Annotated in this window: 17 protein-coding genes; 4 read left to right on the top strand and 13 right to left on the bottom strand. The window is 45.5% G+C overall.

Annotated features, from left to right (window positions below):
* Position 1 precedes the first annotated feature (1 nt).
* Positions 2-2137, top strand: a complete 2136-nt coding sequence (malQ, locus tag WDV75_RS01760; protein ID WP_273570639.1) for a 4-alpha-glucanotransferase — start codon at positions 2-4, stop codon at positions 2135-2137.
* A 189-nt stretch (positions 2138-2326) separates the two neighbouring features.
* Here malQ and malG read toward each other — a convergent pair whose 3' ends face one another.
* From malG to malE, 3 genes are all read right to left on the bottom strand, one after another.
* Complete coding sequence (gene malG, locus WDV75_RS01755) at positions 2327-3217, bottom strand: maltose ABC transporter permease MalG (protein WP_189759082.1); 891 nt, start codon at positions 3215-3217, stop codon at positions 2327-2329.
* Between the two features lie 12 nt (positions 3218-3229).
* Positions 3230-4786 (bottom strand): maltose ABC transporter permease MalF, encoded by a 1557-nt coding sequence (malF, locus tag WDV75_RS01750; RefSeq protein WP_273570638.1) that lies wholly within the window; start codon positions 4784-4786, stop codon positions 3230-3232.
* 90 nt (positions 4787-4876) lie between these two features.
* On the bottom strand, positions 4877-6076 hold the full coding sequence (malE, locus tag WDV75_RS01745; protein WP_273570636.1) for a maltose/maltodextrin ABC transporter substrate-binding protein MalE: 1200 nt from the start codon (positions 6074-6076) through the stop codon (positions 4877-4879).
* Positions 6077-6503: 427 nt separating this feature from the next.
* Here malE and malK point away from each other — a divergent pair, with 427 nt between their 5' ends.
* From malK to malM, 3 genes are read left to right on the top strand one after another with little or no spacing between them, the layout of a single operon-like run.
* Positions 6504-7613: a maltose/maltodextrin ABC transporter ATP-binding protein MalK gene (gene malK / locus WDV75_RS01740; protein WP_273570634.1), complete on the top strand. Its 1110-nt coding sequence runs from the start codon at positions 6504-6506 to the stop codon at positions 7611-7613.
* Between the two features lie 33 nt (positions 7614-7646).
* A complete protein-coding gene (locus tag WDV75_RS01735) occupies positions 7647-8909 on the top strand; it encodes a maltoporin (RefSeq protein WP_273570632.1) in 1263 nt (420 codons plus the stop codon).
* Complete coding sequence (gene malM / locus WDV75_RS01730) at positions 8909-9850, top strand: maltose operon protein MalM (protein WP_273570631.1); 942 nt, start codon at positions 8909-8911, stop codon at positions 9848-9850. Before WDV75_RS01735 ends, malM begins: the two co-directional genes overlap by 1 nt.
* Positions 9851-10458: 608 nt before the next feature.
* On the opposite strand, the gene WDV75_RS01725 is transcribed toward malM, so the two are convergent.
* The 10 genes from WDV75_RS01725 to tuf form a co-directional block, all read right to left on the bottom strand.
* Positions 10459-11724, bottom strand: coding sequence for a polysaccharide deacetylase family protein (locus tag WDV75_RS01725; RefSeq protein ID WP_420497543.1), 1266 nt, complete (start codon positions 11722-11724; stop codon positions 10459-10461).
* Positions 11725-11814: 90 nt separating this feature from the next.
* Complete coding sequence (gene rpoC, locus WDV75_RS01720) at positions 11815-16041, bottom strand: DNA-directed RNA polymerase subunit beta' (protein ID WP_189759075.1); 4227 nt, start codon at positions 16039-16041, stop codon at positions 11815-11817.
* Positions 16042-16171: 130 nt separating this feature from the next.
* Positions 16172-20200, bottom strand: a complete 4029-nt coding sequence (gene rpoB, locus WDV75_RS01715) for a DNA-directed RNA polymerase subunit beta (protein WP_273570628.1) — start codon at positions 20198-20200, stop codon at positions 16172-16174.
* A gap of 383 nt (positions 20201-20583) precedes the next feature.
* A complete protein-coding gene (gene rplL / locus WDV75_RS01710; protein WP_189759073.1) occupies positions 20584-20949 on the bottom strand; it encodes a 50S ribosomal protein L7/L12 in 366 nt (121 codons plus the stop codon).
* A gap of 63 nt (positions 20950-21012) precedes the next feature.
* Complete coding sequence (rplJ, locus tag WDV75_RS01705; protein ID WP_074020846.1) at positions 21013-21510, bottom strand: 50S ribosomal protein L10; 498 nt, start codon at positions 21508-21510, stop codon at positions 21013-21015.
* 337 nt (positions 21511-21847) lie between these two features.
* On the bottom strand, positions 21848-22549 hold the full coding sequence (gene rplA, locus WDV75_RS01700) for a 50S ribosomal protein L1 (protein WP_273570626.1): 702 nt from the start codon (positions 22547-22549) through the stop codon (positions 21848-21850).
* Positions 22550-22552: 3 nt separating this feature from the next.
* Positions 22553-22981, bottom strand: a complete 429-nt coding sequence (gene rplK / locus WDV75_RS01695) for a 50S ribosomal protein L11 (RefSeq protein WP_047684958.1) — start codon at positions 22979-22981, stop codon at positions 22553-22555.
* A 214-nt stretch (positions 22982-23195) separates the two neighbouring features.
* A complete protein-coding gene (gene nusG / locus WDV75_RS01690) occupies positions 23196-23741 on the bottom strand; it encodes a transcription termination/antitermination protein NusG (protein ID WP_189759071.1) in 546 nt (181 codons plus the stop codon).
* A gap of 3 nt (positions 23742-23744) precedes the next feature.
* Positions 23745-24128, bottom strand: a complete 384-nt coding sequence (gene secE / locus WDV75_RS01685) for a preprotein translocase subunit SecE (protein WP_074020841.1) — start codon at positions 24126-24128, stop codon at positions 23745-23747.
* A gap of 336 nt (positions 24129-24464) precedes the next feature.
* A complete protein-coding gene (gene tuf / locus WDV75_RS01680) occupies positions 24465-25649 on the bottom strand; it encodes an elongation factor Tu (RefSeq protein ID WP_338804007.1) in 1185 nt (394 codons plus the stop codon).
* Position 25650 lies beyond the last annotated feature (1 nt).

Genomic DNA, 25650 nt, shown 5'->3' with positions numbered 1-25650 from the left:
TATGGAAAAAAACTGCCTCAATGAATTGGCAACTGAGGCCGGCATTGTCAGCGAATATATTAATGCCTATGGAAAACCCCAGGCGATCCCCGCTGAAATCAGGCATCAAATATTGGAAGCCATGAGTACAGATATACCGGTCGGGAGGCCGGTTTCTCATTTACATGCTTCTCCCCTACCTAATGTTAAGGTGGTTATTCAGGCACAAAGGATAACCTTGCCTCTGGAAGATACAAATAATTACCAGTGGCAAATACATACTGAACAAGGGGAGATATTTCATGGCCACTGCCAACATCAACTCACGTTGCCCGCCAATCTCCCTTTGGGATACCACACGCTGAACCTGATATTGGAGGAAAAACCAGAAACTGACTGTCGGCAATACGTTATACAACTTATTGTTGCCCCTGAACGTTGTTACGAACCCGATGCCATAACACGTGGGGAAAAACTTTGGGGTGCTTGTGTCCAGCTTTATACCCTGCGATCGGAAAATAACTGGGGAATTGGTGATTTTGGTGATCTGAGATATATGCTGCAAGAACTGGCACAGCGTGGTGGTGCCTTTGTTGGCCTAAATCCTCTTCATGCCATATATCCCGCAATGCCGGAAAATGCCAGCCCTTACAGTCCATCTTCTCGCCACTGGCTCAATATCATCTATATTGCCGTGCACCAAGTAGAAGATTTTAGTTATAGCATCGAAGCACAAAAGTGGTGGCATTCAACGGAAACACAATCCAAACTCCAGCAAGCCCGCCAGGCGGAATGGGTTGATTACACCACAGTCATGTCTCTAAAAATGGCTGCATTGCGTCTGACTTATCCGCAATTTAAGCACCGTTCTGGCGATGATCCCCAACAGATCGCTTTCCAACAGTTTGTAACCAAAGGAGGCAAGAATCTTTATTATCAAGCTGCTTACGATGCCCTACACCATAAGTTATATGGGGAAAATAATGTTTATTGGGGCTGGCCTGTATGGCCGGACGAATACCGTGAACCAGAAAATGACGCAGTTAAGGCATTCTGCCATTCATATCCACAGGAGATAGAGTTTTTCCTTTGGCTGCAATGGCTGGCTGATACTCAGCTTGCCGAGTGCTTCACTACCAGCCAAACCCACCACATGCCAATTGGCATTTACCGTGATCTTGCCGTTGGAGTAGCGCAAGGGGGTTCAGAAACCTGGTGTAACCGAAGCATCTATTGCACTAAGGCATCCGTCGGAGCACCACCCGATATTCTGGGACCTCTGGGACAAAACTGGGGGCTACCGCCAATGAATCCCCATGTATTAAAAGCGCAAGCCTATCAACCTTTCATTGAATTATTGCGTAGCAATATGCGTCATTGCGGTGCATTGCGTATCGATCATGTGATGTCATTGCTCAGACTCTGGTGGATACCACAAGGAGAAACTGCCGATAAAGGCGTTTATGTCCATTATCCAGTTGACGATCTGCTGGCAATATTGGCATTAGAAAGCCAGCGCAATCATTGCCTGGTGATAGGCGAAGATTTGGGGATCGTACCGGCAGAAATTGTCGATAAGTTACGGGACAGAGGTGTTTATTCCTATAAGGTATTTTATTTCGAACGCAATGAGCAAGGTGAATACCGTTCCCCCGATGAATATCCCGTGCAAGCAATGGCAACTATTACAACCCATGATTTACCTACCTTACGTGGATTCTGGCAAAATGAAGATCTCACTTTAGGAGACTCCATCGGTTTATACCCTGATAAAGCTCTTCTTGCTGATTTATATTCGGAACGCAAACGCTGCAAGCAAGCGTTATTAACCAGTTTAAATCGTCACGGCTATTTATCGCCCAAAACAGATACCCTCTTCCCATTGCAGGGAGCGATATCACAGGCACCAGCTGAACATCCGATGTCACATGCTATAAATCAAAGCATACACCGCTATATAGCCCATAGCGCCTGTGCCTTGTTAGGATTACAACCTGAAGATTGGCTGGATATGGAACGTCCCGTTAATATCCCTGGCACAACAGAGGAGTATCCCAACTGGCGACGAAAACTGACTTCCACGTTGGAAACGATGTTTGCGGATGCTCATATCAATGACTTGTTAAAAACAATTGGAGAGTGCCGAAAACAGGGTTAATAACTGACTCAGCGCACAGTTATATGTAGCCAAGTAGCAAGAAACACCCCCAATCATATCTATACCAATCTAATTTCAATATGCGTGTGATTTCTCCCCGCTTCGCGGGGAGAAATCAGATTTAATAAAGTGTTGTAAATTACAATTTGAAGTTTAATGCGTATAGATAAATATGATTGGGGAAGAGGATTAGCCTTTCACACCTCCCGACGTTAATCCACCGACTAACCAACGTTGGGCAAGTAAGAAAACTGCCGTGATAGGGATAGCAGAAAGCACAGCCGCCGCAGCAAAATCCCCCCAGAGATAGTTCTGTGGGTGAAGGTATTGCTGCATTCCCACCGCCAGCGTGTAATTGTCCACATCACGTAATAACAGAGATGCAACAGGTACTTCGGTGATCACGCCAATAAACGACAAAATAAATACCACCGCCAATATAGGTACAGAAAGTGGCAACAGTATCAAACGGAAAATTTGCCACGATGTCGCTCCATCCAACATAGCGGCTTCTTCCAGAGAACGATCTATCGTTTCGAAATAACCTTTTATCGTCCATACATGCAAAGCAATTCCACCCAAATAGGCAAAAATCACACCACCGTGGGTATTGAGACCAAGGAAAGGAATATATTCTCCTAATCGATCAAACAATGCATATAGTGCCACCAAAGAAAGTACCGCCGGAAACATTTGAAAAATTAACATCGCTTTGAGTAAGGTACTTTTTCCACGAAAGCGCATTCGAGCAAATGCATAAGCGCACGTCGTTGATAATGCCACAATACCAGTGGCAGTAATCAAGGCAACCTTGACAGAATTCCAAAGCCATTGCATGACCGGAAATGGGGGGAGCATAACGTGTCCATCAGCAGATTCCACGCTATAACCAAATGCCAGCTTCCAGTGTTCCCATGAAATGGTATCTGGGATCAGGTTACCCGTAGCAAAATTACCCGGACGTAAAGAAATTGCAATGACCATCAGCAAGGGGAACAAAATCAGGGCAATAAAAGCCAGCATCAATATATGTGTCCCCCATACCCGCCATCGTTGCGATTTTGGTTGTACCATCGCCATTTTCTTTCCTCCTTAATCAAATTTCATGCGGGCAGTTTTCAAATTGATGATGGCTAATGCACCCACCAATAAGAAGATCAATGTTGCAATTGCGGCAGCCAGACCAAAATCCTGTCCACCACCACCTTCAAATGCGATACGGTAGGTGTAATTCACCAAAAGATCGGTATAACCCGCCGGTGTCGATGTACCAATATGATCAGGTTTACCAGTAGTTAGCAGTTGAACCAGAACAAAGTTATTAAAATTAAAAGCAAAGCTGGCAATCATTAATGGAGTCAATGGCTTAATCAATAATGGAAAGGTAATTTTGGTGAAATTCTGCCATGGCCCTGCACCATCAAGCGCCGATGCTTCATAAAGATCATCAGGGATAGATTTCAGCAACCCCATGCAAAGAATCATCATATAGGGATAGCCCAACCACATGTTTACAATAATCAACATAGTTCGAGCTAGTGTCGGATCTGTGAACCAGTCCGGTTTAAGACCAAACAATCCGTTTAGCACCAAATTAATTTCACCAAAACTCTGGTTAAATAATCCTTTAAAAATCAGAATGGAAATAAACGAGGGAACAGCATAGGGCAAAATAAGCAGTACACGGTAAATTGCTCGTCCTTTAAGCGCTTCCCACTGCACAATACAAGCGAGAATCATCCCCAATGTTACCGTCAATACCACTGTCAATAGGGAGAAAACCACGGTCCAAACAAAAATGGACAGGAAAGGTTTTTGGATACCTTCATCCTGTATCACCCGTAAGAAGTTTTTCCAACCAATAGAAACAGTAAATCCAGGGCTTAACGTTTCCTTATCCCATTCTCCTTTAGCATTAATGGATTGGTAGAACCCCGTCTCCATATTCGGCTGGTATCTTATACCCGTTTGGTTATTGATCAGCGTAACGCCATCTTCATCAAGGGAATAAAGAGGATTTATAGCAGAGAACTGACGTAAGGAACTCATTCTCAGTTTACTACCATCAGGAAGAACAACGACCAGTTGGTTCAATGCCTGCCGATACTGAGTAATAGTACGCAACGTCGCAGCATTGCCTTCCAATTTTTGCTCCTGTTCATGGAGAGGCAGAATAATTTCTTCCGTTCCCGCAAGAGAAAAAGGCTCAGAGATCAATGAATGAGTGCTATCGGGGACGCTCAACGCCAAAACCCACTGTTCAGATACCGGATAGAGTTTGAAATTAAATGGCTCTCCTGTCTGATAATGGCGGCTCATTAATACCGTTTGGGCGCGTTCAAACGTCAATTGGTTGGTACTGCTATAATTTGTAAAAGCAATAGCAATCGTACAAATAAGCGGAAACAGTATAAATATCCCTATTCCAGCAATTCCAGGGTAGGTATAACGCCAAACATACGCCTTCCGGTTGGAAAAAACATAGATACCGCTTCCCAACAATACCAGTGTCACCATAGCAAACAGGTATTCTCCCTGTGCATACATCAGCACAACCAGATAACCTGTAAAAAGTAGGCAAAAACCTACAGCAAACCATTTCAGGGCAGGATGCTGCCACCATACTGTTTTTTCTAATGTCGCTGACATCTTGCACTTCCTGTTACCAACAATTGTGATTATCCAACACCTATCACAATAAGGGCGAAGGCTCCTTAAACTTAGGAGCCTGTCATTCGTTTATTTTGTCATTCTCGCTTCAGCATCATTGAGAGCAGCCTCTACTGTCTGGCGCCCACTGACTGTGTTAAGCACAGCACTACGCATTGCGTACCAGAAACTACTCATTTGGGAGATATTCGGCATAATTTCGCCGTTTTGGGCATTTGCCATCGTGGCAGCAATACGCGGATCTTTCGCCAGGATCTCCTGATAGGATTTCAAAGCCACTGCTCCCAACGGCTTATCTTTATCCATCGTTGCCAATCCTTCATTGGTAAGCAGGTAATTTTCCAAAAATTCTTTCGCTAACTCTTTATTAGGACTGGCCGCATTAATTCCCGCCGTTAAAATGCCAACAAAAGGTTTAGAGGGCTTTCCTTTAAAAGTTGGTAATAGTGCAACACCGTAATTGATCTTACTTTTATCGACATTCGCCCATGACCAGGGACCATTAATCGTCATTGCTGCTTTGCCCTTATTAAAGGCAGCTTCGGCAATGGAGTAATCGATATCCGCATTGAGGTGTTTATTTTTGACTAAATCAACCAAAAATGTCAGCCCCGCTTTAGAGCCAGTATTATTCACTCCGCTGTCTTTAACATTATAAGTCCCGTTTTCTGCCTTGTAGGCATATCCACCATCAGCAGCAATCAGCGGCCAAGTAAAATACGGTTCCTGCAAATTGAACATAATTGCGCTTTTATTTTGCTTTTTCAGCTCATTATCTAAGGCAGGGATTTCTTCCCAGGTTTTGGGCGGAGATTTAATTAAGTCTTTATTGTAGATAAGAGAAAGAGCTTCAACTGCGACAGGGTATCCTACCAATTTTCCGTCATAACGAACGGCATCCCATGTAAAAGGAAATAGCTTATCAATAAATGACTTATCAGGCGTGATTTCAGCCACTAATCCTGACTGGGCATAGCCACCAAAACGATCATGTGCCCAGAAAATAATATCCGGCCCATCTCCACTGGCTGCAATCTGGGTATATTTCTCTTCCAGCTTGTCAGGATGCTCAACAGTGACAGGAATTCCCGTTTCTTTTGCAAATTTCTCACCAACCTGTGCCAGTCCATTATAACCTTTATCACCATTGATCCAAATGACCAACTTCCCTTCTTCCGGCTTTGCAAAAGCCGAAGCAGACAATACACATGTTGTTAGAACGGAAAGCATCAGGGTACGAGTCCCTACTTTTAAAATTTTCTTGGTCATCATTCCGCCTTTTTCATTTGTTAGTTTAAGATAATTATCTTTGTTACATCGTGATAAAATGGCACCAGTGTGCAATCAATGTAAAAAAGACTCATCCTCCCCTGTTCTACGCCTCATACTGTATGAGTGTGAACTTGCTTACAAAAACAATTGAAATCAGAACCTTAATACCAAGACGGTGCCCTTTTTTGCGATTTAAATCACATCTTATCTGACAATTTTCTTCTTCCTTTCTCAATCACATTAAGCTCGTCCTCCTGACTCCTCCACCATCAAAAATTATGGAATGGAGGATTTTCGCGCTTGGTGTTTTATACACAATCCAGCCATCAGTTTTCCATTAAGTTTCTCGCTGCGATAAATAGAAAACGAAGACTCATAAGAAACGAACAGAAAACTGAGGCGGTAAATCCGAGGGAGGGAACAAATGTCTAGCATCACATTCCGCAATGTATCTAAATCATATGGTGAAACAGTCATCTCCAAAAATCTTAATCTTGATATTCAGGAAGGAGAATTCGTCGTTTTTGTCGGCCCATCAGGATGTGGGAAATCGACGCTGCTAAGGATGATCGCGGGGTTGGAAGACGTTACGTCTGGTGATTTGCTGATAGACGGAAAGCGAATGAATGATGTTCCACCCGCCAAACGCAGTGTCGGCATGGTTTTTCAATCTTATGCGTTATATCCCCATCTCTCTGTTGCAGACAATATGTCATTCGGTATGAAGCTGGCAGGTGTCAAAAAAAGCGATATCCAAAAGCGAGTGCAACAAGTTGCAGAAACTCTCCAGCTTGCCCATCTACTGGATCGCCGCCCCAAGGCATTATCTGGCGGTCAACGCCAGCGAGTTGCCATTGGCCGAACACTTGTTGCTGAACCCAATATCTTTCTGCTAGATGAACCGCTTTCTAATCTGGATGCGGCTCTGCGTGTACAGATGAGAATTGAAATTTCACGTCTACACAAGCGACTACAACGTACGATGGTCTATGTCACTCATGACCAAACCGAAGCCATGACTCTGGCAGATAAAATTGTGGTTCTGGATGGGGGCAATATTGCTCAGGTTGGTAAGCCACTTGAAATTTATCACTATCCCGCCAACCGCTTTGTCGCAGGTTTCATTGGTTCACCGAAAATGAATTTCCTGCCAGTCAAAGTCTCAGCGATGGCTGTTGATCAGGTACAGATCATCCTGCCTAACGGTCAGCCCGTTTGGTTACCTGTTGAAAGCAAAGGGCTAACTGTCGGGAGTAATGTATCTTTGGGAATTCGCCCCGAACATCTTTTGCCTAATGATGTAGCCGATGTTACGTTAGAGGGGACAGTACAGATCGTGGAACAACTGGGGAACGAAACTCAGATTCACATCCGCATACCAGCCATTCATCAAAACTTGGTTTACCGCCAACCTGATATTGTTCTCGTTAAAGAAGGTGCAGATTTCTCTATCGGACTCGCTCCCCACCGATGTCATCTTTTCCGTGAAGATGGAACTGCATGTCAGCGTTTACATAAAGAACCCGGAATCTAGATCCGCGGCCATAAAAATAACAGGAGAATCATTATGCGTATATTGTCTCTCTCATTGGCTATGCTAACGACTGGTTTATTATCCACGCAAGCTATTGCTATTGACTTCCATGGCTATGCCCGTTCAGGAATTGGCTGGACTGGTAATGGCGGTGAACAGAAATGTGCCAAAGTCACTGGTGCGCCAAGTAAATACCGTCTCGGTAACGAATGTGAAACCTACGCCGAACTTAAGTTAGGACAAGAGTTATGGAAAGAAGGGAATAAAAGTTTCTATTTTGATACCAATTTAGCCTATTCCGTCAGCCAACAAAAAGACTGGGAAGATACCAAACCTGGTTTTCGTGAAGTCAACGTGAAAGCAACCAATATTATTGATTGGTTGCCTGGTTCAACACTGTGGGCGGGTAAACGTTTCTACCAGCGTCACGATGTACATATGATCGACTTCTATTACTGGGATATTTCCGGTCCTGGTGCAGGATTGGAAAATATTGACCTTGGGTTTGGTAAGCTTTCCTTCGCCGTAACCCGCAATACAGAAGAAGGCGGTTCATATGGGTGGATTGATGATAAACGCAAGGAAGCCCCAAACACTTCAAATGACATTTTTGATATACGGTTAGCCAACTTACCCGTTAATGCTGGCGGTACACTGGAACTTGGTATTGATTATGGACGTGCGAATACACGTAAGGAATACCATCTTGATAAACAAGCACCTAAAGACGGTGTGATGCTGACTGCCGAACATACCCAAAGCCTGTTAGGTGGTTTCAACAAATTTGTCTTACAGTACGCAACCGACGCTATGACATCTAGCGGCAATGGCCGTGCCGAAGGTGCTAATGTGAATAATGACGGGCATATGCTGCGCGTTCTGAATCATGGTGCTATTAGTATCACCAAGAAATGGGATCTCATGTATGCCGCCATGTATCAAAACATTGACCTCGACAATAACAATGGCAACACATGGTACACCGTGGGTGTCCGCCCAATGTATAAATGGACGCCAATAATGAGTACCTTAATGGAAGTAGGTTATGATCATGTGAAGTCACAACGAACCAAAGCAAATAACGATCAGTTCAAGATTACTTTGGCTCAACAGTGGCAAGCGGGTGATAGCATCTGGTCACGTCCGGCTATCCGTTTATTTACTTCTTACTCCAAATGGAATGAAAAATGGGGTTATGACGGTGGCATTGCCGCCAAAGATACAGCAGCCCATCAATTCAGTCGTGGGAACAGCGATGAGTTTACCTTTGGCGCCCAATTTGAGGCTTGGTGGTAATGAAAAAGCAATTACTCTCACTTTGTCTCAGTGCCCTGCTCTGCAACTTAATTCCGGCGGGTTATGCTACATCAGATGCTGCACTGTCTGACACAGCTAAATCTGGCATAGAGACAACCAACTCTGCCCCAACGTTGTCCTTGCCAACCTTGCAGAAATTACAGTGGCAGCCCATTAATACTCATAGCACACAGACTATTATTCTTGATAGCACATCACAGCAGCTTAATGATGGCCATATTCAGGGTGCGGTAGCTACATTTGCTTTACCAGCCAATCAGGGTTCATTGGAAATTACTCTGAACAGTCTGATAAAAGATAAGCAGGTATACTCACCGAATGTTTTAGTTCTTGATGAACAACTCCACCCTGCGGCTTTCTATCCAAGCCACTACTTCCGCTATCAACAACCCAGTATTATGTCCACCGATAGGCTTGAAGGGGTGTTAAAGCTGACACCAGCATTGGGACAACAACGCATCTATTTGCTGATTTACACTACTCGTTCTGATGTACAAGCTTCGACACAAATGGTTGATCCTGCTAAGGCTTATGCCAAAGGTGTCGGTAATTCTGTGCCGGATATTCCAGATCCGATCGCTCGCCATACAGCAACAGGGATACTGACGCTGAAAGTGCAATCAGAAAGCAATGCAGGTAATATCCTGATAGGCCAGGTATTTTCTTCTCCTTCACCTAAACCCGTCACAGTTGGTTCCACACAAACAGTATCTGCATCGCCGATAAGGACAACCCCGCCTGATGCCCCAGTAGTTAAACCTGTACTGAACGATACCGAACGGTATTTCAATGACGCTATCAAAAGCGCTATTAACAATGGTGATGTTGATAAGGCATTGAAACTGTTAGATGAAGCAGAACGACTTGGTTCTCCAACTGCGCGGGAAACTTTTATTAAGGCGATAAAAAACAAAAAATAAATTCATCAAATCATTATAGCGAGATATTAAACTTAAGAGCCTAAAGGAATAGGCTCTTAAAAAATACGTTCATTATCCTTATTGGATAAATTTTCATTACATAGTATTACCAACATCATACTTACTTAAAGTAACCCATAATCCCTTTCTTACTCAGATAATTATTTATTTTTCCACGAAATTTATAAATCAAATAGATAAACATGAGTAACAGTAAAATACCAAAAATAAATCTAGGTATTATGAATGAAAATATAATACAAAATAAAATCCCTATGGAAAGTAATGAAATTACTCTTTCCTTCATGGTAATCTTAAATATCCATGCAAAAAACTTAATAGTGCACTTTATGATCCTATAAAAGATTTCCAATATTAATCCCAAGAAATCCATCACTTCTATCCTCAATGAAAAATATCATATTAAAACATTCTCTTGCTATTTAGCAATTACATGATCTTACAATCCTTCCTATAGGCATTAAACTTCAAGTTGCAATTTACAACACTATATCAAATGTGATTTCTCCTCGCTTTGCGGGGGAGAAATCACACGCATCTTGAAGTTAGATTGGTATACATTCAATTACTAAGCGATAGTGGAGGCGTTAAATAGGTTTATTAGCAATCATTTTTGCCATTTTCTCAATCGGATCTGTGCGCAATATATATAACCGTTTCAAAGAAAAGGGATTATCTCCCAATTTAACTTTTCCCTTTACCGTGGTAACGGCCAAATGAAATCCAGCTTGTTTAGCCGCTTTCATTGCCTTTAAATTATATCTACCAAAAGGATAAGAGAGATAAAACACATGCGGATTGAATTGCGATAATACCCGTTTGGAACGTTTGAAATCATACAGGATATTATGATATGACCGACTTAATAGTATGGGTTTTTGATTCTTCTTGCTAAAACGATGCAAGAAATGGGTATGAGATTGAAAATCAAATACATCTTGCATGGCATACAATTCTGGGAGGCTCAAGAATTGCAAGGTATCCGGATCCCATTTTTGCGGGTGGCGTTTAATTCTGGATGAAATAATAAAGAGTGTAGCTTTCTGACCATTTTCTTTCAAAATGGGATAGGCATAACGATAAACGGATTTCAACCCATCATCAAAGGTTAAACCAACCACTTTTGCCGGCAAGTTAATGGAGCCATTTAGGTAGCCTTCTAATTCATAGAATGAAATTGTGATATAACCTGCTCGCTTCAAATACGCCATCTGCTCACGAAAAGCAGTCAAGGATGTTGTTGTTGAGCTATGTAAAAAACGTTTAATATCTTTAAGAATATGATGATAGGTTAATAAAGGAATACCATTATCCAGTTCAGCATCCCGATCACTAATGTAACCTAATCGATCACCCAAATTAATTTCGTACCAAGTATGATGGAAAGGATCTTGTAATTTATCTAAAACCGGATAGCGGAGATTTTCCCTCAAAACGGCAATTGGTTGGCTATCCGTATCAGGTGTGCTATAAACTTGAGCTGCCTTAATTATCATCAAGTTTTGGGCTGCTTTTTTGTGAAAGGGATCAATGCTAAAGGGATCACTGGGGAATGCAGATTGCTTAATTTCCTTTAAATTTTCTTTATCTATATAACCTCTTCCATTTCCGAAATGAAGCACATAGTGACCATTTTCTTCCCCTTCTTCTTCAGCAACTTTAAGGACTTGCCCTTTCTTGAATAAACCAACCTTAATGATATGCTCACCTACCCAAGAATAAATTTCACTCTCTTTAGTCACTTCCATGTAATGATAATGTGGGAAATCGTGGTATTGCGATAAAGCCTGATTAGAAAAACATATCAAAAGTGCTAAGAGACCTTTTGTAAGAACATAAATAATTCGTCTCATTTTAATTTTCCATCCAATAAAAAATGCCCTCTACCAGGAGAGGGCATTTTACGACTAGCTATACTATATAGGGTATGCTATGCATCACGATTACTCGTTATCGCTGCTGCTACCAAAACCTGCATTCAACAATTCAGCAAGGTTTGCAGTGGCTTCGTCAACGCTAAACTGTGGCGCTTCAACCACTTCATTTTCTTGACGACGACGGATGCGATCCTGATGGTAAGCATAACCTGTACCCGCAGGGATCAAGCGACCAACGATGACGTTCTCTTTCAGGCCACGCAGTTCATCACGTTTACCAGCAACAGCTGCTTCAGTCAGAACGCGGGTTGTTTCCTGGAACGATGCCGCAGAGATGAAGGATTCTGTTGCCAATGATGCCTTGGTGATACCCAACAGGTCACGCTGGAAAAGAGCTGGTACTTTGCCATCCTGCTCCAGTTTGCGGTTCGAAACCTTAACGCGTGCGTATTCAACCTGCTCACCCTCAAGGAATTCGGAACTACCCGCATTCGCAATGGTTGCTTTACGCAGCATCTGACGAACGATAACTTCAATGTGTTTATCGTTAATCTTAACGCCTTGCAGACGGTAAACTTCCTGTACTTCGTTAGTGATATAACGAGCAACAGCATGAACACCACGCAAGCGCAGAATGTCATGTGGAGATTCTGGACCATCGGAGATCACGTCACCACGTTCAACAACCTCACCTTCGAACACGTTGAGCTGACGCCATTTAGGGATCATCTCTTCGTAAGGTTCACCACCATCCAGCGGAGTGATAACCAGACGGCGCTTACCTTTGGTTTCTTTACCGAAGGAAACAATACCGCTGATTTCTGCCAGGATAGCAGGCTCTTTCGGACGACGAGCTTCGAACAAGTCCGCAACGCGTGGCAGACCACCGGTGATATCTTTAGTACCGCCAGATTCCTGAGGAATACGCGCCAATGTATCACCCGCAGAGATGGACATACCATCTTCCAGCTGAACGATCGCTTTACCCGGCAGGAAGTACTGAGCAGGCATATCTGTACCTGGGATCAGAACGTCGTTACCCTGAGCGTCTACGATTTTCAGTGCCGGACGCAGGTCTTTACCGCTACCAGTACGCTCTGCACTATCCAGAACCACCAGTGAAGACAGGCCAGTCAGTTCATCCGTCTGACGGGTAATGGTTTGACCATCAACCATGTCGTAGAACTGGATAATACCGGATACTTCACTCACGATTGGCATGGTGTGTGGATCCCAGTTTGCAACGGTTTCACCGCCAGCTACTGTCTCACCATCACCTTTCGTCAATACCGAGCCGTAAGGAACTTTATAGCTCTCTTTGGTACGACCGAAATCGTCGATCAGGCGCAATTCGGTATTACGAGAGGTAATAACCAGTTTGCTTGCTGAGTTCGTAACGAATTTCGCGTTGATCAGTTTCAGATGACCTTTGTTACGTACCTGAATGCTGGATTCTGCTGCCGCACGAGATGCCGCACCACCGATGTGGAACGTACGCATCGTCAACTGTGTACCTGGTTCACCGATTGACTGTGCTGCGATAACACCGATCGCTTCACCTTTGTTGATCAGGTGACCACGAGCAAGGTCACGGCCGTAACAGTTCGCACAAACACCAAAGTCAGTTTCACAACTTACTACGGAGCGTACTTTCACGCTGTCAACGGAGTTCTCTTCTAACAGATCACACCATTTTTCGTTCAGCAGCGTGTTACGTGGAACCAGAATGTCCGCTGTGCCTGGCTTCAGGATGTCTTCCGCCGCTACACGTCCCAATACACGCTCACGCAGTGGTTCTTTAACATCACCACCTTCGATAACTGGGGTCATCAGGATACCGTCGTGAGTACCACAGTCATCTTCAGTTACAACCAAGTCTTGGGCAACGTCAACCAGACGACGGGTCAGGTAACCGGAGTTCGCCGTTTTCAATGCGGTATCCGCAAGACCTTTACGAGCACCGTGGGTTGAGATGAAGTACTGGAGTACGTTCAGACCTTCACGGAAGTTCGCAGTAATTGGGGTTTCGATGATGGAGCCATCTGGCGTTGCCATCAGGCCACGCATACCCGCCAACTGACGGATCTGAGCAGCAGAACCACGCGCACCGGAGTCGGCCATCATAAAGATGTTGTTGAAGGAAACCTGTTGTTCTTCTTCACCGTTACGGTTAATCACTGTTTCAGAAGACAGGTTTTCCATCATCGCCTTAGCAACACGTTCGTTCGCCGCAGCCCAAATATCGATAACTTTGTTATAACGTTCGCCAGCAGTTACCAGACCTGACTGGAACTGTTCCTGAATTTCGGCCACTTCCGCTTCTGCTTCCGCGATGATGCCTTCTTTCTTCTCAGGAATAACCATGTCGTCAATACCTACGGATACCCCTGAACGAGCAGCGTAAGCAAAACCGGTATACATGGTCTGGTCAGCCAAAATAACGGTTGGCTTCAAACCCAGTATGCGGTAACAGGTATTTAGCATCTTGGAGATAGCTTTTTTACCCAGTGGCTGGTTAATCAATGAGTATGGCAAGCCACGCGGTACAATCATCCACAGGATGGCACGGCCAATGGTCGTATCAACCAATCCTGTATTGACAGTGACATTACCTTCACCGTCTTTCACTTCTTCTGTGATACGAACTTTGACACGGGCGTGCAGAGAAGCCAGACCTGCGCGGTATACGCGTTCTGCTTCTTTAGGACCAGTCAGAACCATGCCTTCGCCTTTCGCGTTAACACAGTCACGGGTCATGTAGTACAAACCCAATACAACGTCCTGAGATGGAACGATGATAGGTTCACCGCTCGCTGGAGACAGGATGTTGTTGGTAGACATCATCAACGCACGCGCTTCCAACTGAGCTTCCAGTGTCAACGGTACGTGAACAGCCATCTGGTCACCGTCGAAGTCGGCGTTATATGCCGCACACACGAGTGGGTGCAACTGAATAGCTTTACCTTCGATCAGAACGGGTTCAAATGCCTGAATACCCAAACGGTGGAGGGTAGGTGCACGGTTCAACAGAACAGGGTGCTCACGGATGACTTCATCCAGGATATCCCATACCACCGCTTCTTCACGCTCAACCATTTTCTTGGCGGCTTTGATAGTCGTCGCCAGGCCACGCAGTTCCAGTTTGCCGTAAATAAATGGCTTAAACAGCTCCAGTGCCATCTTCTTAGGCAGACCACACTGATGCAGACGCAGGTATGGACCTACGGTAATAACCGAACGACCTGAGTAGTCAACACGTTTACCCAGCAAGTTCTGACGGAAACGGCCCTGTTTACCCTTGATCATGTCTGCCAGGGATTTCAGTGGACGCTTATTGGAACCGGTAATTGCCCGACCGCGACGGCCATTGTCCAGCAGCGCATCAACCGCTTCCTGCAACATACGTTTTTCGTTACGTACGATGATATCTGGCGCTGCCAGATCCAACAGGCGCTTCAAACGGTTGTTACGGTTAATCACGCGACGATACAGATCGTTCAGGTCTGAAGTTGCGAAACGGCCGCCATCCAGTGGAACCAGTGGACGCAAATCCGGTGGCAGAACTGGCAGAACGGTCAGAACCATCCACTCTGGTTTGTTGCCAGACTGAATGAACGCTTCCAGCAGTTTAATACGCTTGGTCAGCTTCTTACGCTTGGTTTCAGAGTTGGTTTCGTTCAGTTCTTCGCGCAAGGTTTCACATTCGTTTTCCAGATCGATGCTTTTCAGCAAAGCCTGGATGGCTTCTGCACCCATTTTTGCGTCAAATTCATCACCGAACTCTTCCAGTGCATCCAGATACTGTTCTTCAGTCAGGATTTGTCCACGCTCAAGGCTGGTCATCCCCCCTTCAACAACCACATAGGATTCGAAGTACAGTACGCGTTCAATATCGCGCAGAGGCATATCCAGCAATAAGCCGATGCGGGATGGCAGAGATTTCAGGAACCAAATGTGAGCGGTTGGAGATGCCAGTTCAATGTGACCCATACGATCACGACGAACTTTAGTCTGGGTTACTTCAACGCCACATTTCTCACAAATCACACCACGGTGTTTCAAACGCTTGTATTTACCACACAAGCATTCGTAATCTTTTACTGGCCCGAAAATACGCGCACAGAAAAGACCGTCACGCTCAGGCTTGAACGTACGGTAGTTAATAGTTTCCGGCTTTTTTACTTCCCCGAATGACCACGAACGGATCATATCTGGAGAGGCCAGAGCAATTTTGATCGCATCAAACTCTTCGGTCTTGGTTTGCGCTTTCAGAAACTTCAATAAGTCTTTCACGAAATGGCTCCTGTCGGAGTTAGACCTGTTAGGTGAGTGGCCCATGCCACTCCCCTCTATAACCAGTATAACCACTGGCCGGTAAGCCGCCCGACATTCTTATATCGGGCAGTACCAGCGGAAAAACGATTTATTCGTCTTCCAGCTCGATGTTGATACCCAACGAACGGATTTCTTTCAGCAATACGTTGAAAGATTCCGGCATGCCAGGTTCCATCTGGTGGTTACCATCCACGATGTTTTTATACATCTTGGTTCGACCGTTAACATCGTCGGATTTAACGGTGAGCATTTCTTGCAGGGTGTACGCCGCACCGTATGCTTCCAATGCCCACACTTCCATCTCACCGAAACGCTGTCCACCGAACTGTGCCTTACCACCCAGCGGTTGCTGAGTCACCAGGCTGTAAGAGCCGGTAGAACGGGCGTGCATCTTGTCATCAACCAAGTGGTTCAATTTCAGCATGTACATGTAACCAACGGTTACCTGACGCTCGAATTGTTCACCTGTACGGCCGTCGAACAGCGTGATCTGACCGGAAGTCGGCAAGCCACCCAGTTTCAACAACTCTTTGATTTCGGTCTCTTTTGCACCGTCAAAGACAGGTGTTGCGATCGGCATACCTTTTCTCAAGTTTTCTGCCAGACGCATCACTTCTTCATCGGTGAAGGTACTCAAGTCAACTTTCTGACGGGTATCATCACCCAGATCATACGCTTTCTGGATAAATTCACGCAGCTTGGCAACTTCTTGTTGCTGTTTCAGCATTGCATTGATCTTGTCACCAATGCCTTTCGCCGCCATACCTAAGTGAGTTTCCAGAATCTGACCGATGTTCATACGTGATGGTACGCCCAGCGGGTTCAGGACGATGTCCACTGGTGTGCCGTTTTCATCGTAAGGCATGTCTTCGATCGGGTTGATCTTGGAGATAACACCTTTGTTACCGTGACGACCTGCCATCTTGTCACCAGGCTGGATCTGACGTTTCACCGCCAGGTACACTTTGACAATTTTCAGCACACCTGGTGCCAGATCGTCACCCTGAGTGATCTTACGGCGTTTAGCATCCAGTTTTTTCTCGAACTCTACTTTCAGTTCGTCATACTGTTCTGCCAACTGCTCCAGCTGATTTTGTTTTTCTTCATCAGCCAGACCCAGCTCCAACCAACGCGCACGAGGAAGTTTGCTGAGTTTTTCCGCTTCAACACCACCGGCAACCAATACAGAGTGGATACGCGCAAACAGGCCAGCTTCGAAAATTTGCAGTTCTTCGGTCAGGTCTTTCTTAGCCTCACGCAACTGCATCTCTTCGATTTCTAACGCACGCTTGTCTTTTTCTACGCCATCACGGGTAAAGACTTGTACGTCGATAACAGTACCAGAAACACCGTTTGGTACGCGCAGTGAGGAATCTTTCACATCAGACGCTTTCTCACCGAAGATCGCACGCAGCAGTTTTTCTTCTGGAGTCAGCTGAGTTTCACCTTTCGGTGTCACTTTACCAACCAGAATGTCGCCACCTTTCACTTCCGCACCGATATAAACGATACCGGATTCGTCCAGTTTAGACAGCGCAGCTTCACCCACGTTAGGGATGTCAGCCGTAATCTCTTCAGGCCCCAGTTTAGTGTCACGAGACACACAAGCCAGTTCTTGAATGTGAATAGTGGTGAAACGGTCCTCCTGAACAACACGCTCAGAGACGAGGATGGAGTCCTCGAAGTTATAACCATTCCAAGGCATGAACGCCACACGCATGTTCTGGCCCAGAGCCAGTTCACCCAAGTCAGTGGATGGACCATCAGCCAGCACGTCACCGCGTTCTACCAGTTCACCCAAAGAAACACATGGTGTCTGGTTGATACAGGTGTTTTGGTTTGAACGGGTATACTTGGTCAGGTTATAGATATCAATGCCCGCTTCACCTGCGTACATTTCATCTTCGTTAACCTTGATAACGATACGAGATGCATCAACGTACTGAACCACACCGCCGCGTTTAGCCACAGAGGTTACACCGGAGTCAACCGCTACCGCACGCTCCATACCTGTTCCAACCAGCGGCTTATCAGCGCGCAGAGTTGGAACCGCCTGACGTTGCATGTTCGCACCCATCAATGCACGGTTGGCGTCATCGTGTTCAAGGAATGGGATCAGAGAAGCACCGACGGACACGATCTGTTGTGTCGAAACGTCCATGTACTGAACCTGATCACGGTTGAACAAGCTGGATTCATCGTAATGACGGCAAGTAACCAATTCTTCAACGAAATGGCCTTCTTCATCCAATACGGTGTTCGCCTGAGCAATAACGTAGTTACCTTCTTCGATTGCAGACAGGTAGTGGATTTCATCAGTCACCACGCCGTCACGAACTAAGCGGTAAGGGGTTTCCAGGAAACCATACTCATTGGTACGCGCATAAACGGACAATGAGTTAATCAAACCGATGTTTGGACCTTCAGGCGTTTCGATTGGACATACACGGCCGTAGTGAGTTGGGTGTACGTCTCGAACTTCAAAGCCTGCACGCTCACGGGTCAGACCGCCTGGACCTAACGCAGAAATACGGCGTTTATGGGTGATTTCAGACAGTGGGTTGTTCTGGTCCATGAACTGAGATAACTGGCTCGAACCAAAGAACTCTTTCACCGCCGCAGAAATTGGTTTGGCGTTAATCATGTCCTGTGGCATCAGGGTATCCAGATCGCCCAGAGACAAACGCTCTTTCACTGCACGTTCTACACGAACCAGGCCGACACGGAACTGGTTTTCAGCCATTTCACCAACGGAACGGATACGACGGTTGCCCAAGTGGTCGATATCGTCGACTTCACCTTTACCGTTACGGATATCGATGAGCTTCTTCATCACGTCAATGATGTCTTCTTTGCTCAGGATACCGGAACCTTCAACCTCTTCACGATCCAGTGAACGGTTGAACTTCATACGCCCAACCGCAGACAGATCATAACGATCTTCAGAGAAGAACAAGTTCTCAAACAGGTTTTCTGCGGCTTCACGTGTTGGTGGTTCACCCGGACGCATCATGCGATAGATTTCAACCAATGCGCTCAGGCGATCATTGGTTGGGTCAACACGCAGAGTTTCGGAAATATAAGCACCGTGGTCCAGATCATTGGTGAACAGGGTCTCGATAGATTTGTAACCAGCCTGACTTAAACGCGCCAGCAGATCCAAAGAGAGTTCCATGTTAGCCGCACAGATGATTTCACCTGTGTTCTGGTCGATGTAATCTTTTGCTACAACTTTACCCGCGATATATTCAACAGGCACCTCAATACGGTCTACCTGCTCTTTTTCTAACTGGCGGATATGACGAGCAGTGATACGGCGGCCTTTTTCAACATAAACCTTGCCGTTTGCTTCAATATCAAATGAAGCTGTCTCGCCACGCAGACGTTCTGGAATCAGGATCATCTGCAATTTATTGTCGCGAATTTCGAAAACGGTTTTTTTGAAGAACAGATTTAGGATGTCTTCAGAAGAATAATCCATCGCACGCAGAATAATCGAAGCCGGCAATTTACGGCGGCGGTCGATACGCACAAACAGGTTATCTTTTGGATCAAATTCGAAATCTAACCACGAACCGCGGTAAGGAATGATACGTGCATTATACAGTACCTTACCGGATGAATGGGTTTTACCCTTATCGCTGTCAAAGAAAACGCCTGGGCTACGATGCAACTGAGATACGATAACGCGCTCAGTACCGTTGATAACGAAAGTCCCGTTATCAGTCATGAGTGGAATTTCACCCATGTAGACTTCTTGTTCTTTGATGTCCTTAACTGTACCTTCTGGCGCTTCGCGCTCATAGATCACCAGACGCAACTTAACACGCAGAGGTGCGGAGAAAGTCACGCCACGGATCTGACACTCTTTGACATCAAAGACAGGTTCGCCAAGACGATAGCTTACATATTGCAGCTCTGAATTGCCGCTGTAGCTCTGAATTGGAAACACTGAACGGAAGGCCGCTTCCAGTCCATTTTGGCCTTCAGGATCTTGCTCGATAAACTTCTGGAACGAGTCAAGTTGGATAGAAAGAAGGTATGGAACATCCAAAACTTGTGGACGTTTACCAAAATCCTTACGAATACGTTTTTTCTCGGTATAGGAGTAAACCATAGGGTTCCTCAGCTCGCTGATAAGTGACCCACTCTGTCCGCCCTTAAGGACAGCACTCTGCAACACTATTTTTTCGAACAGAAAACAGAATATTTTCCGTAATACCCATTACTATTACTCTTAAATCATTTCATTGCGTTACCTTTACTACCGAGCTACCCGAGTGGATCGTAGCTGAGAACGCAGTATATTAAGTCGTCAATAGGAAGAAGTATTTTGGGTTTATTAGCAGCCAAACAGTGTGAAATGCTACTAACTCCCTATTAATGCCTTTCAGGCAAATCTGGTTTTCAGATAATGCCCTTACAGCGCAAAAAGGCTGGCGATTAAAAAACCGCCAGCCGCCAGCCTTAAAAAATCAGGCTGCGAACTTCAAACAGATCTTACTTGATCTCAACAGAAGCACCTGCTTCTTCCAGAGATTTTTTCAGAGCTTCAGCGTCTTCTTTGCTGATGCCTTCTTTCAGAGCTGCTGGTGCGCTTTCAACCAGGTCTTTCGCTTCTTTCAGACCCAGGCCAGTTGCGCCACGTACTGCTTTGATTACAGCAACTTTGTTAGCGCCAGCGCCAGTCAGGATTACGTCGAATTCAGTTTTTTCTTCAACGGCTTCAGCAGCACCACCAACTACAGCTACAGCTGCAGCAGCAGAAACGCCGAATTTTTCTTCCATCATGCTGATCAGTTCAACAACGTCCATTACAGACATTTCTGCAACTGCGTCCAGAATTTGTTCTTTAGTGATAGACATAACAAGTGTTCCTAAAATTCAGAAAAAATTTATACGTTAAAAAGCAACGAAGGAAATAAGCAATTAAGCAGCTTCTTTCTGATCGCGTAGCGCAGCCAGAGTGCGAACCAGTTTGCCTGCAGCGGCTTCTTTCATGGTTGACATCAGGCGTGCGATTGCTTCTTCGTAAGTTGGGAGTGTTGCCAGGCGATCGATGTTGCTCGCTGGGATAAACTCACCTTCAAAGGCTGCTGCTTTAATCTCGAATGCTGGGTTCGCTTTCGCGAAATCTTTGAACAGACGAGCAGCTGCGCCCGGATGTTCGTTAGAAAAAGCAATCAAGGTTGGACCAACAAACGCTTCTTTCAGGCACTCAAATTCAGTACCTTCAACAGCACGGCGCATCAGAGTGTTACGAACAACACGCATATAAACGCCAGCTTCGCGACCTGCTTTACGCAGTTCAGTCATTTTATCTACGGTAACGCCGCGAGAATCCGCAACAACCGCAGACAGCGCGCCTTTGGCTACTTCGCTGACTTCAGCAACAATCGCTTGTTTGTCTTGAAGATTTAGTGCCATTAGCTTCTTGCTCCTGGATTAACCGGGCAAACCCGGGACTCACTTCACTCAAAACACCAAATGTGCCTGAGCGCTGAAACACGGTGAGCAGAATCCAGAAAATAAATTTCATTTGGCTCTGTCACCGTCTACGCAGGATATTAAGTAATTACTTACGCCTGCGGTCTTGGACGGGGCTTGGATGAGGCCAAGCTCCAACCGAAAACTTGTTATTTGCCGATACTGCCTTATTTTTCAAAAGCTGTGTGTTATAAAACACACTGATCAGGCAAATTTGAAGCGTCAGATTTTAGACAAATCTGACGCTAAGGTAAAGCGTTATTCTCAGCTTAAATCATTAAGCTGATGCGTTCAGACTAGACTGGTCGATCGCAACACCTGCACCCATGGTAGTAGACAGGCTAACTTTCTTAACGTAAACGCCTTTAGCAGAAGATGGTTTTGCTTTTTTCAGCGCAACCAGCAGAGCTTCCAGGTTTTCTTTCAGTTTGTCAGCGTCGAAGTCAACTTTACCGATAGTGGTGTGGATGATACCGTTCTTGTCGTTACGGTAACGAACCTGACCCGCTTTAGCGTTCTGTACAGCTTCAGCAACGTTAGGAGTTACAGTACCTACTTTCGGGTTTGGCATCAGACCGCGTGGACCCAGGATTTGACCCAGTTGGCCAACAACGCGCATTGCATCTGGAGATGCGATAACAACGTCGAAGTCCATCTCGCCTTTCTTAACCAGTTCAGCCAGATCTTCCATACCTACCAGTTCTGCGCCAGCAGCTTTAGCCGCTTCAGCGTTTGCACCCTGAGTAAATACAGCAACACGTACTGAACGGCCAGTACCGTGTGGCAATACAGTTGCACCACGAACGTTCTGGTCAGATTTACGAGCATCAATGCCAAGATTAACAGCTACGTCAACGCTTTCTACGAATTTGGCAGTCGCCAGTTCTTTCAGCAGAGTAACAGCTTCGTTGATGTCATATTGTTTAGTTGCATCAACTTTTTCACGGATAGTGCGCATGCGCTTGGTCAGTTTAGCCATTGATTAACCCTCCACTACCAGGCCCATGGAACGAGCAGTACCTTCGATTGAACGCATCATCGCGTCAACGTCAGCACCAGTCATGTCCGCAGCTTTAGTTTCAGCAATTTCACGAATCTGAGCGCTGGTTACTTTACCAACTTTATCTTTGTTCGGTTTGCCAGAACCAGATTTAATGCCTGCTGCTTTTTTCAGCAGAACAGCCGCTGGTGGGGTTTTGGTAACGAAAGTGAAAGAACGGTCTGCGTAAACAGTAATAACAACTGGAATTGGCAAGCCTTTCTCAATGCTTTCAGTTTTAGCATTGAATGCTTTACAGAATTCCATGATGTTAACACCCTGCTGACCCAGAGCTGGACCAACTGGTGGGCTTGGGTTAGCCATACCCGCTGCAACTTGCAGCTTAACGTAGGCTTGTACTTTCTTAGCCATTTATTTTTCCTCTATGCGGGTCTTATCGCCTCAAAATGAGGCTCCCCTGACGATTTGAACCCCGTCTATTAAAGACCAGGTCACTAAAACTTTAACTAACCTAATATTATCTAAGTATCATCTAAAAATGATGCTTGGATAAAAAACAAAAGGCGCGAAATTGTATGCTAATTTCACACCCTTTGCAAGCATAAAAGCTTACTTAATCACCAGATTAGACTTTCTCTACCTGGCTGAAATCCAGCTCAACAGGCGTAGCACGACCAAAGATAGAAACCGATACTTTCAAGCGGCTCTTCTCGTAATCGACTTCTTCTACCACACCATTGAAGTCTGCAAACGGGCCATCGCTGACTCGAACCATTTCGCCTGGTTCGAACAGAGTTTTTGGCCGTGGTTTATCACCAACCTGTTGAAGACGATTCATAATCGCATCAACTTCTTTATCGCTGATTGGTGCTGGGCGGTCAGAGGTGCCACCGATAAAACCCATTACGCGAGGTACACTACGAACCAAATGCCAAGTCGCATCGTTCATTACCATTTGTACCAAGACATAGCCAGGGAAGAATTTACGCTCGCTTTTACGGCGCTGACCACTGCGGATCTCAACAACTTCTTCTGTCGGCACCATCACTTCGCCAAAAAAATCTTCCATCTCTTGTAATTTGATATGTTCACGCAGAGATTGAGCGACGCGACCTTCAAACCCAGAAAATGCCTGGATGACATACCAACGCTTTTTTGGGGATTCAGACATTTTTTAAAACCTCAGGCCTGTAATAAATGAAACTAAACGCACCAGAATACCATCAAGCCCCCACAAAATAAGAGACATGACAGCCGTCACAGCTGCAACAATTAAAGTCGTATGCAGTGCTTCCTGGCGAGTTGGCCAAATGACTTTACGCATTTCAATGCGGGCTTCACGGGCAAAGGCTAATGCAGCTTTACCTTTTACAGTCCACAATGCAACTGCTCCTGCAAGGGCAACAATAGCAACCACGGCTATCGCGCGCAGAGGCAGGTTATACTCTCGGTAATAGTAATTACCCACAATAGCAACCACCAGTAGCACTGCCACCAATAGCCATTTTGCTATATCAAGACCACGCCCGCTTTCTTGAGCATCGCTATTCGCACTCATAAACCAACCTGTAACTATATGTAAGTAACTATGATGTAAATAGATAGCCAGCTTGCCTCGCAAGAGCAAAACAAATCAGACCGAACCCAAAGATAATTGTAATTGTATCTGACTCGGCACCTTAATTCAGCAGGACTTTTGTATCTTAATGATATTTAAGCCCATCCGTTGTATCAGAGCCTATCTCACCAATAATTAAGGATAGCAATCAAATAGCAATTTATCTGCTTTTAATTGGCCAACAATGAACAACTATTGATGAGATAGGTTCTTCTTAAGACAACGTATAAAAAGGGCATCTATCGATGCCCTTCCAAAATGAACACATTAAAAAAATTATGCGATCACTTTAGCAACAACACCGGCGCCTACAGTACGGCCACCTTCACGGATTGCGAAACGCAGACCTTCGTCCATTGCGATTGGCGCAATCAGAGTCACTTTCATGTTGATGTTGTCGCCTGGCATTACCATCTCTACGCCTTCTGGCAGTTCGATAGTACCGGTTACGTCAGTTGTACGGAAGTAGAACTGTGGACGGTAACCTTTGAAGAATGGCGTATGACGACCACCTTCATCTTTGCTCAGGATATACACTTCAGATTCGAACTGAGTGTGTGGGTGGATAGAGCCTGGCTTCGCCAGAACCTGACCACGCTCAACGTCATCACGCTTAGTACCACGCAGCAGAACACCCACGTTCTCACCCGCACGGCCTTCGTCCAGCAGTTTGCGGAACATTTCAACGCCGGTACAAGTGGTTTTAGTCGTCTCTTTGATACCTACGATTTCAACTTCGTCACCAACTTTAACGATACCACGCTCTACACGACCGGTAACTACAGTACCACGACCAGAGATAGAGAATACGTCTTCGATTGGCAGCAGGAATGGCTTGTCAATGTCACGCTCTGGTTCTGGGATGTAAGAATCCAGTGCTTCAGCCAGTTCGATAACTTTCGCTTCCCACTCAGCATCGCCTTCCAGCGCTTTCAGCGCAGAACCACGGATGATTGGGGTGTCGTCGCCTGGGAAATCGTACTGAGACAGCAGCTCACGGACTTCCATTTCCACCAGTTCCAGCAGCTCTTCATCATCAACCATGTCACATTTGTTCAGGAACACGATGATGTAAGGAACGCCAACCTGACGACCCAGCAGGATGTGCTCACGAGTCTGTGGCATTGGGCCATCAGTTGCAGCAACTACCAGGATCGCGCCGTCCATCTGAGCAGCACCGGTGATCATGTTTTTCACGTAGTCGGCGTGGCCTGGGCAGTCAACGTGTGCGTAGTGGCGAGTTGGGGTATCGTACTCTACGTGAGAAGTAGAGATGGTGATACCACGCGCTTTTTCTTCTGGTGCGTTATCGATCTGGTCGAATGCACGCGCGTTACCGCCGTAAGTTTTTGCCAAAACGGTAGTGATTGCAGCAGTCAGGGTAGTTTTACCGTGGTCAACGTGGCCGATAGTACCAACGTTAACGTGCGGTTTTGAACGTTCAAACTTTTCTTTAGACACG

It is taken from the genome of Xenorhabdus griffiniae (assembly GCF_037265215.1).
Lineage (GTDB): Bacteria > Pseudomonadota > Gammaproteobacteria > Enterobacterales > Enterobacteriaceae > Xenorhabdus > Xenorhabdus griffiniae.
The sequence above is the reverse complement of the archived record's forward strand: the minus strand, read 5'-3'. Positions and strand labels throughout refer to the sequence as shown.